Origin of the sequence: Nostoc sp. NMS2 (genome assembly GCF_017115105.1) — a bacterium.
GTDB lineage: Bacteria > Cyanobacteriota > Cyanobacteriia > Cyanobacteriales > Nostocaceae > Nostoc.
The window spans coordinates 45,529-61,033 of the sequence record NZ_JABXKH010000061.1 but is presented as its reverse complement, the minus strand read 5'-3'; the positions used below and the strand labels follow the sequence as shown (position 1 = coordinate 61,033).

Genomic DNA, 15,505 nt, shown 5'->3' with positions numbered 1-15,505 from the left:
ACTTTATAGTCTGTCTAGAAATTATTGAGTTATAAATATATGACTAATGTAAAATTTTAAAGTTTTTAGTATCGCTTTTCAATACTTATCTGTTGAATTCACTGAGTTTTTAATCTCAGTCACAGAATAAACCACAGTCAATTCTTGCCTTCCTTGCAGTTTTAATTCTTTCAGTTTTTGTGTATCAAAATTATCTTTAATTAGCTGGTATGTTGTCTCGCTAACTAAGATGTTATTAGGATTCCCTTCTTGCGTATTTTTATTGAGTTGCTCCAAACGAGCAGCAATATTGACAGCATCTCCTAATACAGAATAGTTTAATCGTTGAGATCCGCCAATACTACCAACAACTACTAAACCTGTATGAATACCGATACCAATGCGAATAGCAGGTTGTGAAAGCTGTTCCAGTTCTTTATTTAATAGTATTAATTTTTCCTGCATAGCGATGGCCGCAGAGATGGCATTAATGGCATCTTGCTGAATTTCTTCTGCTTGGGTGTGGGGAAAAGGAATGCCAAAAACAGCCATAACGGCATCACCAATGTATTTATCAATTACTCCATGATGCTCGTGAACACATTCAGCCATTGCCCCCAGATAGGTGTTTAACCAGTTGAGTAACTCTCGTGGCTTCATGCCTTCAGAAATTGTGGTAAAGCTGCGGATATCGCTAAATAAAACCGTTACTACCATTTCTTTGGCATCTAGTTCGCCGTTTTGGAAAATTTCGGTGCGATTTTGCCAGATTAATGCTGCTGTCTCCTGAGAAACGTGACTGGCAAATAAACTCATCAATTGTTGTTTTTCTTTTTGTTCTTGCCACTGCACACTTAACCCAGCCAAGAGAATAGTACCAATGGGTGCAGCAGTGGGCAACCAAAGATTAGTGGTTGTCAGGGCTAATATTGATAAACTAAACCAAATTAGGGGTAGTAGTCCGAGTAGCAAAATTCGTTGGTAAAATTTTTGGGGAGTTAGTATGATGGTTCCCGTAATACCGACAATAAGTAGTAGCAAAAGTTCAAATTGCCAAGGTAATCTTCGCAGAAATCGCTGGTTGAGTAGATTATCCAAGACTGCGGCGTGTATATAAATACCAGAAGTGGGTACTGTTTGCTCGAAGGGAGTTTTGAGAGGATCGTTTGTACCAGTAGCAGTTAACCCAACTAAGACAATTTTGTTTTTAAGTTTGGCTAGATCTATTTTTTTCTGTAAAACATCGGCAAAGGAATAGGTGGGGATTTTCTGTGTTGGTGCTACCCAGTTAATCCAGATGGATTTTTTGTTCATTCCTGATTGCAGAGATGGAATGGTAATCAGAGATTTTTGGTTTTTATTTGTGTTTGCTGTGAAGGTATGCTGTACACTATTGTTGTATGTTTCTAGTAACTTAATGCCCAGAGATGGGACTTGATCGATGTAGAGAAAAGATTGCCGAGTGATGCCATCAAAATCAGCATTATTGGCTATGTGTCCCTTGCTAGTGACACGATCTAAAATTGCCACAGGATGCAGGGTTTGTTGCTGTAGACTAGGGGCAACTGCTAAGACAACTGTACCGTTAATCGCCATTGCTTCTGCTAGTCCAGCATCATAATTTGTGGGTTCGGTAAAAAGAATATCAAAGCCAATGGCTGTGGGAGGGGTAGCTTCTAGGGTTTCTAATAATTGAGTATAGCGATCGCGTGATAACGGGAACTGCCCATATTGTTGTAATGTGCGATCGTCAATACCAATTACTGCTATCCGTTGATCCCAACTAGAATGCGGTAGATAGTTACGGGTGCGGAATATTAAGTTAAATCCTAATAATTCCAAGCTATTCCAAGCACTTAATTGCCATAATCCCACTGATAAGAATGCAGTCAGCACCCCAGGAAAAAGTGGATATTTTTCTAAGATAGAGTTTTTGAGGGATTTATAAGTATTTCGTAGAGATTTTACCCGGACATTTAAAGCCATTTTATGAGAGTCTCGTCAGAGATTTATTTATCATATCCATAGGATGAAGAATAGGGAAGAGTGAAAGAATGTATGAGGGTAGTTTTTATAATTAATCATTCCCATAAATGCAAATACCCAAACTTTTATAGCCTGGGTAAGTATTTAGGCGCAATTAAACTTAACTTTAGCCTTAGCGTTTGCTCATGTGCAAGTAGTTGATTCTTCTCTCTGTGTCGCGCCAGTTGCTTCAAGTCGGGCAACCCGCCCAACGCACTGGCTTCTCTGCGCCTCTGTGGTTCGATTAAAAAATAATTTTCACAACTCAGATAGGATTCCCATATATTATTTTTATTTTGGTAACTTAAAAACTTAATAAAAATTATTTTTTCATCTGCATGCATTTTAACAAAGTTTGGGGGTTTAAGTAAAGAATCTGTACACGCAGAACGAATTGAACATCTAAGCTAAATCGCCGTCATCAAACGTAATTACGAATTACGTAAAGCCTGCGGCATAGCTTCTCTTCTCCTATCGGAGACGCTGCGCGAACGAGACGCTACGCGAACGCTTAGAGCGACGTAGAAGCGTCATTACGAATTACAAATGATTTAATCATTTCTTCCGTTTAACTTATTCTTTTCTTAATCTTTCAATGAAAACATAATTAATGATGGTCAAGTTCTCTCATAACTACTATCGACAAACTTAAATTCGGAATTTAGCTGCACACTATTACTTGCCAACACAGATTAGTAGTTAACATCTGACCATCATTACTCTCTGAAAAAGACTTTGTTTGTAAATGTATTCTCGGAATTAATGGCAAAATTCGACCGAACCGAACTATATTTTTGTAATTCTGAAATACTCCCATAATTCCAGTAAATAGAGTGAAAATGTGATTTTTTTCACAAGTAATGCAATTGAGAGAACTTGAATAGCTTGTGATGCAGCTAAATCCAAATACCCACTAAAAAACATTCTAATTATGGCAATTGAGAACGGAAGAACAACAGCATCGGCTTACGTCAATACAGTAAATAACTCTGACAATAGAATAATCGTGCCTTTATTGACAGTAGGAGATGAAGTACCCCTGCTGACCAACACATTTGATATCGACAAAGCGCCCCAAGTTGATGCCACCGAAAAATATGCCTTCACTGGTATTCCTGATGGCACAGGTGCTACCCAAGTAGCGATCGCTGGAAAAACCTACAACTATGTGTGGATTAACCATGAACTAGGCGGCTCTGTCACCACAGATATTTCTAGCACATTTCCTGGTGAAAAAATCACAGGCGCGAGGGTGTCGCTGTTTGTATTTGATGAAAACTGGAAGGTCATCGGCGGTAAAAACCTGATTGACACCATAGTAGACTCAACTGGCACTTATACCTTAAATACTCAAACTGGTTTATACACCAATACCAGTGGAGCAACCATTAGTCCTTTTGATCGCTTCTGTTCATCTTACCTAGCCCAGTCCGGTTTCGTAGATGCTAGTGGTACAGAGGTTCCCATCTACTTTGCTCCTGAAGAAGGTGGTGATACAAGTCGGGGTTGGGCAGTCACCCCAGATGGCACAGCACACGCGCTTGACGGCTTAGGTCGCTATAGAAAAGAAAACGTAGTTGCAGCTTCTCAATATCGGGCAGAGAACTCCGATCAAACAGTGCTACTTATATCAGAAGATAATGATGACGGCGAACTGTATTTATGGGTGGGTCAACAAACCCCAGATGACCCCAATGGCTTTAAAAACGGAGACTTGTACGTTCTTAAAGTCAATGGTGCAGAATTCGAGGGTCAAGTTAGCGAAGGCACTCAAAAAGATGCGACCTGGACAAAGGTTGATAAATCAGTCATCTTCAATGCAGACGGCACACCAAAAATAAATGGTGTAGATTTGACAACCTTCGTTAACTCTCCAGGCAATTCCACCAGTTTCCAGCGCATCGAAGATTTTGCCGAAGATCCGAATAATCCTGGAACTTTCTATTTCGTCACCACAGGCACTAAAAATAAACAAGGTCAGGGGACAGCAGCCGGAGCAACTGATAATCCTGCCGAAGCAGAAGACCCTTATGGCAGACTCTACCGCTTTAAATTAAATACCTCCAACCCCACAGCCGGAATCAGTGATTTTGAACTGTTGTTAACAGGTGGCCCCGGCAAAGGTGTCAGCTACGACAACATTACAGTTGATAAATCTGGCAAAATCTTGCTTCAAGAGGATCAAACCTCTTATGGTGGCGACGTAATGGCAGCAGAGAACCGGGAAGCTTCTGTTTGGTCTTTCGACCCTACCACTAAAGCGATCGCTCGTGTATTTGCTTTGAATGAAGATGCTGCTGGTACTGTATATAACGACCCAGATGCCAAAGGGCAATGGGAAAGTTCTGGCATTATCGAAATTCCCTCCGAATCATTACCAGGTAGCGGTGCTTACTTGTTTGATGTACAGGCTCACACCGTCAAAAACGATGTAGCAGGTGCGCCGGACCAGAATATTCTCAACGGCAACCACGCAGAAGGTGGACAACTTTTAGCCGCAATTCCCCAAATTGCTCAAAAGCCTGTTCAAGATGGCAGAACGACCGATCCCGCTTATGTTAAAGCACTCGATGGGTCAAATTACAGACTGAATCAACTCCTGACAGTTGGAGATGAAATCCCATTGCTACAGGGAGAATTTGGTTCCTTTGTCCCCAGTGGCACTGAAAAGTATGCTTTTACAGGCATCCCTGACGGTTTGGGCATTTTTGAGACTGACAATGCTTACTATGTATTTGTCAACCATGAATTGAGCAACACTACTAAAACAGATTTCTCCAGCACAATTTCTGGACAAATTACAGGCGGTAGAATTTCGCTATTGCAATTTGACAAAAACTGGAAGCTAGTAGGTGGTAAAGACCTAATAGAGAACGCGGTTGATAGCAAAGGTAATGAATTAGGCAAGATTACAGTTACATCTGATGCTGTAACCCAAACAGGTATTAACTTTGGTAGATTCTGTTCAGCCTACTTAGCAACTTATGGCTTTGAAGGTGGCCCAATATTCTTTACCGCCGATGAGCAGAACGCTGATAGTTTGGGTTGGGCAGTAACAACTGATGGTACGGCTCAATCCATAGATGGTTTGGGTCGCTTCTCCAAAGAAAACGTACTAGCAGCATCTCAGTATCGCGCCACCAATTCTGGTAAAACAGTTCTACTATCAACTGAAGACAATGGCGATGGCGAACTGTATATGTTCGTTGGTAATCAGACAGCAGAAGACCCCAATGGCTTGAAAGACGGAGATTTGTACGTCCTGAAGGTAACAGGATATGACAATGAAACCTTAGCAGAAGGTACAAAAGTAAAAGCTACTTGGACTAAGGTCGATCGCTCCGCCGTTTATGATACCAAAAGTACAGAAGATCGTGCAGACGATGAGCTACTCAATGCTGGTAAACCTCTCAGCGATTGGGTAAATGGTAGCGACAATGGAGTGCTGCGTTCTACAAACTTCCGTCGTCTGGAAGATATAACCGAAGACCCAAACAATCCAGGTACTTTCTACTTTGTCACCACTGGAACAGAGGATCAACTAGCGAATGGCACTTTTGAAAATCCTTACGGTAAAGCTTATCGCTTCAGCCTGAATGCAAGTGACCCAACAGCAGAGATTAGCAACTTTGAATTAGTGCTAACTGGTGGCCCAAATACAGGAGTAAGCTATGACAACGTAACTGTTGATAAAAATGGCAAACTCTTACTCCAAGAAGATACAGCAGGTTTAGGTGGGGAAATAATAGATGCCCAGCAGCGTAACGATCGCGTTTTGTCTTACGATATTCCCACCGATACTGTTAAACCTCTGTTTGAAATTGACCAAAATGCCCAAGGTACAGCCTTTAATAGTGGCTTTGGTTCTTGGGAAAGTTCTGGTATTATCGAAGCCGCCTCTAATCCTCAACTAGGTCGCAGTTCTTACTTATTTGATGTCCAAGCTAGCGGTGTAGTCAATGGGGTAGATCCAAACCAGTTGAATGTACTCAATGGTGAACACAGCCGGGGTGGTCAACTATTAATTGCTACACCTGTACCCCAAGTTGAGTTAGTAGGTTTTGCTTCCTTACCTGCTGATACCTTTAGTGATGGGCCAGCTTCTGGTGCAGATGTTTCAGCCAATGGCAGAACCGGGCCTTTCCCAGGACAGCCAATTCAAGGCTTTAGTGGTGTACAGTTCGCTAACAACAACTCTTTGTACTTCCTCTCAGACAATGGCTACGGTAGCAAAGATAATAGCGAAGATTTTCTGCTGCGGATAAATCGTCTAGACCCAAATTTTAAAGGAACAGAAAATGGGGATGGCAGCGTTAAAGTTTTAGACTACATCCAATTGTCTGACCCGAACAACAAAGTTCCGTTCAAAATTGTGAATGAGGGAAGTACTGGAAGATTACTAACTGGTGCAGACTTTGATGTCGAGTCATTCGTCTTTGATAAAGACGGGACAATCTGGGTAGGAGACGAGTTTGGCCCCTACCTGCTACATTTTGATGCCACTGGTAAGTTATTAGAGGCTCCCATTGCTACACCTGACAAATTCAAGACTCTAGATGGAGAAGCACCTAAAGTCATTGGTCACAGAGGTGCAAGTGGTTATCGTCCAGAACACACCTTAGAGTCTTATAAGCAAGCAATTGAGAGAGGCGCTGACTTCATTGAGCCTGATTTGGTAGTTACAAAAGATGGTGTGCTAATTGCTCGCCATGAGCCTGCTTTAGCAGTTTTGAAAGCTGATGGTACTGTCAATTTCAGCAACACAACCACAGATGTTTACAAACATCCAGAGTTTGCCGATCGCAAAAAAACAGTAAGCTTAGATGGAAACACAATTACAGGTTGGTTTGCTGAAGACTTCACTTTAGCTGAAATCAAGACTCTACGAGCAGAAGAACGTCTACCTTTTAGAGATCACTCCTTTGACGATCAATTTGAGATTCCTACTTTCACAGAAATCATCGATTTAGTTAAGCAAGTAGAAGCCGACACAGGTAAAAAGATTGGCATCTACCCTGAAACTAAGCATCCAACCTATTTGGCCGATGAAGCCACTTATGTAGGCACCACGGACAAAATAAACAGAAACATCAGTCAGCTACTAATCGATACGCTCAAAGCAAATAACTTCACAGACCCCAGTCGGATTTTCATCCAGTCCTTTGAAGTGGGCAACCTCAAAGAACTGCATGATACCATCATGCCTGCGGCAGGGGTGGATATCCCACTAGTTCAATTGCTAGATGCAAGTGACATTGACATCAACGGCAAGATTATCGAGAGTCAGCCTTATGATTTGAAAGTCAGTGGTGACACTCGCACTTATGGCGACTTGCGAACACCAGAAGGCTTGGCTGAAGTTGCAACTTATGCTGATGGCATTGGCCCTTGGAAGCGGATGATTGTTAGCGTCAAAGGTACTGATGCCAATGGTGATGGCAAAGCCGATGATGTGAATGGCGATGGAGCAGTCAATGATGCTGACAAGACAACATTACCTCCCACTACCTTAATTCAAGATGCTCACAACGCTGGTTTACAGGTTCACCCCTATACCTTCCGGGCGGAAGACCAGTATTTAGCAGCAGATTACAAAGGTAAGCTAGAGCTAGAAATCCAGCAGTTCTATCAATTAGGTGTAGACGCGCTATTTACAGATTTCCCAGATATCGGAGATAAGGTACGAGATCAACTCAGAGATGATCCTCAGTATAATGTGGTGCGATCGCCACAAAACCCCGATGTGCTTTCAGGAGATGCCTTTGCTAACTTGGGTGGCTCTAAAGGTTTTGAAGGTGGAGCAATTAACGCCAGCAAAAACAAGCTCTATCTGCTGCTAGAAGGTACGGTTCAAGGCGATACTCCTGGTGCTTTGCGAATCAACGAATTTGATTTAGCTAGCCACAAGTACACTGATAAAAAGCTATACTACAGATTGGATAATCAGTCAAATGCGATCGGAGATTTAGCAGTCATCAATGATAATGAGTACCTAGTCATTGAACGGGATAACAATCAAGGAACTGCTGCTAAATTCAAGAGAATCTACAAAATTGACTTGTCTAAAACAGATTCTAATGGCTATGTAGCTAAAGAAGAAGTTGCAGACTTGTTAAATATCCAAGACCCCAAAGACCTGAACGGCGATGGCAAAACCACCTTTGACTTCCCATTTGTCACAATTGAAAACGTTTTAGTTGTTGACAAAAACACCATTTTGGTAGCTAATGACAACAATTATCCCTTCTCCACAGGTCGTCCTGGAAATGACCCTCAAAATCCAGTCATAGACAACAATGAGATTCTACAGCTGAAGTTGGAGAAGCCCCTTAACCTGGCTCCTGGTTTAGGTCAACCAAAAGCTGAAGAAATTAATTTTGGCTCCACTACCAGCGATGATATTACCGTTGAGCCAAATCAAACCCTATTCACAGGTGATGGAGCAGATTTTGTAGAAGGTACTAAAGGTAACACAATTCAAACCGGAAACGGTGAAGATACGGTGCTAGTAGGCAGTGACTCTTCAGTGTCTGCCGGAGAGGGTAACGATCAGATATTTGTTGGTCAAAACGGCCCGGCTCAAAATACTACTGCTGATGGTGGCAATGGTAATGACGTTATTACCGTAGTGGAAGCCAGTGGTAGTAATAATCTACTCGGAGGCGCAGGTGCTGATACTCTCAAAGTAATTGAAGGTTATCGTCAATCATTATTTGGTGGTTCAGGTAATGACACCCTTACCAGTGGCGGTAGCAATAACCGCCTCAACGGTGGTTCCGGTGATGACAAACTCTTCTCTAATTTTAATGATTCCCTGTCTGGTGGCGATGGTGATGATGTGCTATTTGCTGGTCAACAGGGCGGTAATCGCTTAAGTGGTGGTGCTGGTGCAGACCAATTCTGGATTGCTAACGCCAGTCTGCCAACTAGCAAGAACATCGTGACTGATTTTGCGATCGGCACTGATAAAATCGGGCTTGGTGGTGTTGGTGTTAATCAGTTTAGTGCTTTAACACTATTGCAACAGGGTAATGACACCTTAGTTAAAACCGGAAATACAGAGTTGGCTTCATTGCTGAAAATTACATCAACTAGCCTCACAGCAAATGATTTTGTTTTTTCTGCTAGTGTGGTTTAGCCCAAAGATAATTACAGCTTAAATTAAGCATTCAAATGCTCATATCCCCGACTTCTTTGAAAAGTCGGGGATATTTTTGTACAAAATTTTAACTTGTTTATAACCTTTCTTAAACATTGAACAACTATCTTTTGAGACAGTAACCAAAGTTAAGTTCATTTAATGGTCTGCACTAATTTGTGTGGACACTAAGCATTTTGTCGCCAAATACTACTTAGGTTTCTGTAGCCAAGAATTTTTCGCTTGGGTTGAGTGTAATTAATTGCTCATTCACAGATACAAAATTGCTGCGTAGGCGTAGCCAGCCGCAAGCATCGCTCGTAGCTCATAATAATTAAGGAGTATTCACATGGCTGATACAAACGGCAACGGTAGAAATGTCATTATTTTTGTTGCAGATGGATTACGTAACGGTTCTGTAAACCCCACTGATACCCCAACTTTATATAGCATCCGTCAGCAGGGGGTTACTTTCGCCAATAGTCATTCACTATTTCCAACATTTACTACCCCGAATGCTTCTGCGATCGCAACGGGGCATTATCTTGGTGATACAGGCGACTTTAGTAACACTATCTACACTGGTTTTCCTAGTCCAAATGCTAATGGTAGTGTCACACCATTCATCGAAAATGATTCTGTTCTGGGGGATATCGATGAAAAGTTTCCCGGTAACAACTTTCTAGATGAAGAGTCACTACTAGCTTACGCGCGATCGCAAGGTTTCAACACAGCAGCAGTTGGTAAATTAGGGCCTGTTGCCATCCAAGATGTTACACAAGTTAACCGAGAAGGTGGTACTACAGGTACTATTCCTACTCCCAATACAATAATTATTGATGACAGTACCAATGGTGCAACACCACCGACTACAGCTGCGGGTTCACCTGCTGCTGTTCCACTCGCTCCAGATATTGTCTCTCGCTTACAATCTGCTGGTTTAGATATAAAACCGACACCACGAGTTCAGCCAGCCGGCAACAATACAACTCCTGGCACCCTGAATGCCAATGTCGCTCAACAACAATACTTTGCAGATGCTACTACCAAAGTAATTTTACCCAAGTTTCAGGAAGATGGTAAACCATTTGCATTGGTCTACTGGTCAAGAGATCCCGATGGTAGTCAACACAATCAAGGTGATAGCTTAAACACCTTGACACCAGGCATTAATGGCCCTACTTCCAAAGCTGGGGTCAAAAATGCTGATGATAATTTAAAGCAACTTCTTGACTATCTCAAGAGTACAGGCTTAGACAAGACTACTGATGTCTTTATTACTTCCGACCACGGTTTTTCTACTATCAGCAAACAAGCTATTGATAGCCAAGGGACGAAAACTACAAGTTATGCTGCTACCCAAACTTATGCAGGTGTAAATCCGGGATTTCTCCCAGCAGGCTTTGTGGCGATTGATTTGGCTCACGATTTAGGTCTACCCCTATACGATCCTAATCCTACAACCCTTCCCCCAGACCTCAACCACATCCAATATACGACCGTTGATGCCACAAAAGGTCAACGTCCTATTTCTGGGAATGGTGTAATTGGCGGTACAGGTGAGGTAATTAATGGTCAACTTGACCCAGGTACAAAGATAGTTGTAGCTGCTAATGGTGGATCTGACCTAATTTATTTACCTAATGGCAATGCATCTCTAGCTAAACAGGTAGTGAATTTGCTTTCGCAAAAAGACTACATCAGTGGTATTTTTGTAAACGATTCCTATGGAACCATCCCAGGTGCTTTACCATTGAGTGCGATCGGGCTAAAAGGTGATGCTAAAACACCAGTTCCATCGATTGTGATTAACTTCAAAACCTTTAGCAGCGACCCGAATAACCCAAACAACCCTCAAGCTCAGGTAGAAATTGCTGATACAACTTTGCAGCAAGGACAGGGGATGCATGGCAGCTTTGGTCGAGGTGATACCTTCAATAACATGGAGGCTATTGGCCCCGACTTTAAACAAGGTTATGTGGACTATGCGCCCGTCAGTAATGCTGATGTCACGCCCACCCTTGCTAGCATTCTAGGTTTGAATATTCCCAGTAATGGCGATTTGAAAGGTCGTGCCATTACAGAAGCACTGGTGGGAGGCCCGGATGTAGTTCCCTCTACTAAAGAAGTATTAACTTCAGAAAAAACTACTAATGGTCAAGCAACAATTCTGGATTCTCAAAGTGTAGGCAATACTCATTACTTTACAGCCGCAGGGTTTGATGGTCGCACTGTTGGACTAACGACACTAGACCTTCAATTTGGTTCTACCAATAGTGATGATGTCACCCTCAAGCCAAATCAAACCTTATTTACAGGTGACGGAGCAGATTTTGTAGAGGGTACTAAGGGTAACACAATCGTGACTGGCAAAGGCGATGACATAGTGGTAGTCGGTAGTGACTCCTCAGTGTCCACAGGAGAGGGTAACGATCAAATCTTGATTGGTGCAAATAGCTCTGCTAACAACACAAGTGCCAATGGTGGCATTGGTAATGATGAAGTTACCGTCGTGGAAGCCAATGGTAGTAATAATTTATTTGGAGGCGCGGGTGCTGATACTCTCACAGTAGTTGAAGGTTCGCGTCAATTATCATTCGGTGGTTCAGGTAACGACACCCTCAAGAGTGAAGGTAGCAATAACCGTCTCTATGGTGGTTCTGGGGATGATAAACTCTTCTCCGGTGTCAATGACTCCCTGTTTGGTGGCGATGGTGATGATGTGCTATTTGCTAGTCAAGGAGGTGGCGATCGCCTCAGTGGTGGTGCTGGTATTGATCAATTCTGGATTGCTAATGGTAGTCTGCCAACTAGCAAGAACATCGTCACTGATTTCACAATCGGCACTGATAAAATCGGGCTTGGGGGTATTGCCGTCACTCAATTTAGTGCTTTAACCCTGTTGCAACAGGGTAGTGATACTCTGGTGAAAACTGGAACTACTGAGTTAGCTTCTTTAGTTGGAATTACATCAACTAGCGTCACAGCAAATGATTTCGTTTTCTCTGCTAGTGTAGTTTAGCCCAAAGATGATTACAGCTAAAATTCAACATTAAAAATTAGTTAAGCTGTAACGATTTTACTAATGCGGGGGAGTAACACTCCCTCGCTTTTTCTTGTATATGAGAAAATATAAATTTTTATATAGTATCCGTCAGGAGAGGGTTACTTTCGCCAAAAGTCATTTGCATTTACCACTCGCAATGCTTCTGCGATCGCAACTGGGCATTACCTGGGGGATACAGGCGACTTTCGCAACACTGTCTACACTGGTTTCCCCAGTCCTAATGCCAATGGTAGTGTCACACCATTCATCGAAAGCGATCCTGTTCTGGAGGATATCAATGAAAAATTTCTCGGTAACAACCTTTTAAATGAAGAGTCACTCCTAGCTTACGCGCGATCGCAGAGTTCCAACACAGCAGCAGTTGGTAAATTAGGGCCTGTTGCCATCCAAGAGATGTCACACAGGTTAACCGAGAAGGGGCCCCTACAACCGATTTATTTGTTGCAAAGATTTTTCATCCCTCTCATCCCCCGTACTATCTTTAAATACAACTCAGTATTAGTTCTCTTTTCGCTATCTTCCTGATACTGTCTTCACACCTGTCTTCCTTGCCCATCAAGGCATTAATTCTTCTTATCCTCTCAAATAAGCGAACGTACAGTTAATACTCTCATTGCAAACCACCTCTAAAGTTTTAATTTTCAATGAAGATGTATTGAAAATAACTCAGATTTTGAGGAAATAGGTCAAAATAAAAAAACTCAATCTAAGAGTCAGTGCCCTTTCATATAAACATTGTAGGATTGCGGCATGACTTCTTGTCAAATTAGTCTTTAAATATAATTTAAAAGCTAAAAATATAACTAAAAAAGCTAAGGAATAATACTAATGTTTAAACAATTTTTGCGTAGTGTTGCAGCTATATTAGTTTTCATACATCATCATTCATCGTTACTTATTTATCTCGGAAAAATATTGTACTCAACTTACATAGTTTACTGCTTTATCCAAAAATCTATATCTTTAATATATAAAAGCATATTTCGTATGAATTTTAGAACAAACCTTAGTATTCTTCACTCAGTAATAATTCAGATTTTGTATAGTTTAGTAGTAACATTAGCTGCATCACCAACCTATACATTTGTTAAGTTAAACCAATTCGCAATTCGCAATTCCGTGTTGTAACGGGGATTTAGACCCCGCCACAACACTGGCGGCTTGATAGAAGCCGGGGATTTAAACCCCTACATTTTGTTAAAAATGCAGCACTACTTAAAAACTACAAGTTTTGCAAAAAGATACATTTTTTGCTGAAATTAAATATGAAAGCAATAACTGATTCATTAGCTAAAAATAAAAATCAATTTCTGATAACTGAGTCTCAAACATCATTATCATCAGAAAATAACTTAGAACGATATAATTTAACATTACCTATCTTGAAAGAATCCGAAAAAGACCTACTGAACGAGTGGAATAAGACTCAAACGGATTATCCTCAGCAAGCGTGTATTCATCAGTTGTTTGAAGCACAAGTTGAGAAAACACCTGATGCTGTAGCATTAATCTTTAATAATCAGCATCTCACCTATAGAGATTTGAATAGTCGTGCTAATCAACTGGCACAATATCTACAAACACTAGGGATAGGAGCAGAAACTCTTGTAGGTATTTGCATAGAGCGCTCCTTAGAAATGGTTGTAGCACTTTTAGCTATCCTCAAAGCAGGTGGAGCTTATGTACCACTAGATCCAGGGTATCCACAAGAACGTTTAGCTTTTATGCTATCAGATACCCAGGTATCGGTACTATTAACTCAAAAAGAACTAGTTGCTAAATTACCTACTCATACAGCATTTGTAATTTGCCTAGATGCAGATTGGAATACAATCGCCCAAAATAAAAAAGAGAACCTAAGCACTAGCGTCACTGTTGAAAACTTGGCTTATGTCATGTATACATCAGGTTCTACAGGTACACCCAAAGGTGTTAGCGTTATCCATCGTGGTGTTGTTAGGTTAGTCAAAGAAACTAATTATGCTTACCTCACAGATGAAGAAATAATTCTGCAACTTGCTCCTATTTCCTTCGACGCTTCAACTTTTGAAATTTGGGGTTGCTTACTTAACGGTGGGCGACTAGTAATCTGCCCTCCTCATACACCATCATTAGAAGAATTAGGGCAGATTATTCAACAATATCAAGTCACTACTCTTTGGCTGACAGCCGGCTTATTCCATCTCATAGTGGATGAAAAAATTGATGCTTTAAAATCTTTGCGTCAACTTTTAGCGGGTGGCGATGTCTTATCTGTTCCTCATGTACAGAAGTTTCTCCAAACAGTAGAGAACTGTCGGCTAATTAATGGTTATGGGCCAACAGAGAATACAACTTTTACCTGCTGCAATCCTATCACAGCGCCACTGCAACCAGGTGTGTCTATTCCTATTGGTCGCCCAATTGCTAATACCCAAGTTTATATATTAGACAACAACTTCCAAGCAGTAGCAATTGGAGAAGTTGGCGAATTGTACATTGCTGGTGATGGATTAGCTAGAGGGTATTTGAACCGCCCCGACTTGACTGCCGAAAAGTTTATTTCTCACTCATTTGATAGCAATTTAGCAACCCGCCTTTACAAGACTGGAGATTTAGCTCGTTATCTTCCAGATGGCAATATCGAGTTCTTAGGTCGGATTGACAATCAGGTAAAAATTCGCGGTTTCCGAATTGAACTAGGGGAAATTGAGCGCGAGATTGCACAACATCCTGATGTTCGGGAAATTGTTGTTTTAGCTCGTCACGATGAAACAGGTGAAAAGCAGTTGACTGCTTATATTGTTCCTCACTACAACAGTAGATATACCCACAATAAATTACGGAGTTTTTTACAGCAGCAACTACCTCATTACATGGTGCCATCAGCGTTTGTGATGTTAGAATCACTGCCTCTAACCGCAAATGGCAAAGTAGATAGACATAAATTGCCAGCACCAAGTAGAGAACGTCCGCAACTGGAACAAGCATACATTGCTCCCCAAACTGATTTAGAACGTTTGCTTGCAGGTATTTTGTCTGAACTCCTCAAAATCGATCGCGTTGGGATTGATGATAATTTCTTTGATTTGGGAGGAACTTCAATCTCAATTCTGCAAATTGCTGTGCGAGTAAAACAGGAACTTGGTATTGAACTACCTACTGTGAAGCTATTTCAGTATTCAACGATTGGCTCTTTAGCAAAATATTTGCATTCAAACCAGAACAGCCAACCGTCTCATGACAAGCTGCAAAATCGCGCCCAACGCCAACAAGCAGCTCAAGCTCGTCGCCGTAATCATCAACAAGGTGTTTAA

At 41.5% G+C, this 15,505-nt stretch carries 4 protein-coding genes; 3 read left to right on the top strand and 1 reads right to left on the bottom strand.

What is annotated here, in order from left to right; all coding sequences use genetic code 11:
- Positions 1 to 78 precede the first annotated feature (78 nt).
- Positions 79 to 1,965 carry an adenylate/guanylate cyclase domain-containing protein gene (locus HWQ36_RS11960; RefSeq protein ID WP_292702438.1) on the bottom strand — a complete coding sequence of 629 codons (1,887 nt, stop codon included), beginning with the start codon at positions 1,963 to 1,965 and terminating at the stop codon, positions 79 to 81.
- A 970-nt stretch (positions 1,966 to 2,935) separates the two neighbouring features.
- Between HWQ36_RS11960 and HWQ36_RS11955 the strand changes: the two genes are divergently transcribed.
- The 3 genes from HWQ36_RS11955 to HWQ36_RS11945 all read left to right on the top strand — a co-directional run bounded on the left by HWQ36_RS11955 (position 2,936) and on the right by HWQ36_RS11945 (position 15,505).
- Positions 2,936 to 9,142: an esterase-like activity of phytase family protein gene (locus HWQ36_RS11955; protein WP_292702435.1), complete on the top strand. Its 6,207-nt coding sequence runs from the start codon at positions 2,936 to 2,938 to the stop codon at positions 9,140 to 9,142.
- Between the two features lie 349 nt (positions 9,143 to 9,491).
- Positions 9,492 to 12,164 (top strand): alkaline phosphatase family protein, encoded by a 2,673-nt coding sequence (locus HWQ36_RS11950; protein ID WP_292702432.1) that lies wholly within the window; start codon positions 9,492 to 9,494, stop codon positions 12,162 to 12,164.
- Positions 12,165 to 13,474: 1,310 nt separating this feature from the next.
- Positions 13,475 to 15,505 (top strand): non-ribosomal peptide synthetase, encoded by a 2,031-nt coding sequence (locus HWQ36_RS11945; protein ID WP_292702430.1) that lies wholly within the window; start codon positions 13,475 to 13,477, stop codon positions 15,503 to 15,505.

What these genes read in the sequence shown, in the direction of transcription:
- HWQ36_RS11950 (WP_292702432.1), top strand. Translation starts at nt 9,492, where the DNA reads ATGGCTGATACAAACGGCAACGGTAGAAATGTCATTATTTTTGTTGCA.
- HWQ36_RS11945 (WP_292702430.1), top strand. Translation starts at nt 13,475, where the DNA reads ATGAAAGCAATAACTGATTCATTAGCTAAAAATAAAAATCAATTTCTG.
- HWQ36_RS11960 (WP_292702438.1), bottom strand. Translation starts at nt 1,965, where the DNA reads ATGGCTTTAAATGTCCGGGTAAAATCTCTACGAAATACTTATAAATCC.
- HWQ36_RS11955 (WP_292702435.1), top strand. Translation starts at nt 2,936, where the DNA reads ATGGCAATTGAGAACGGAAGAACAACAGCATCGGCTTACGTCAATACA.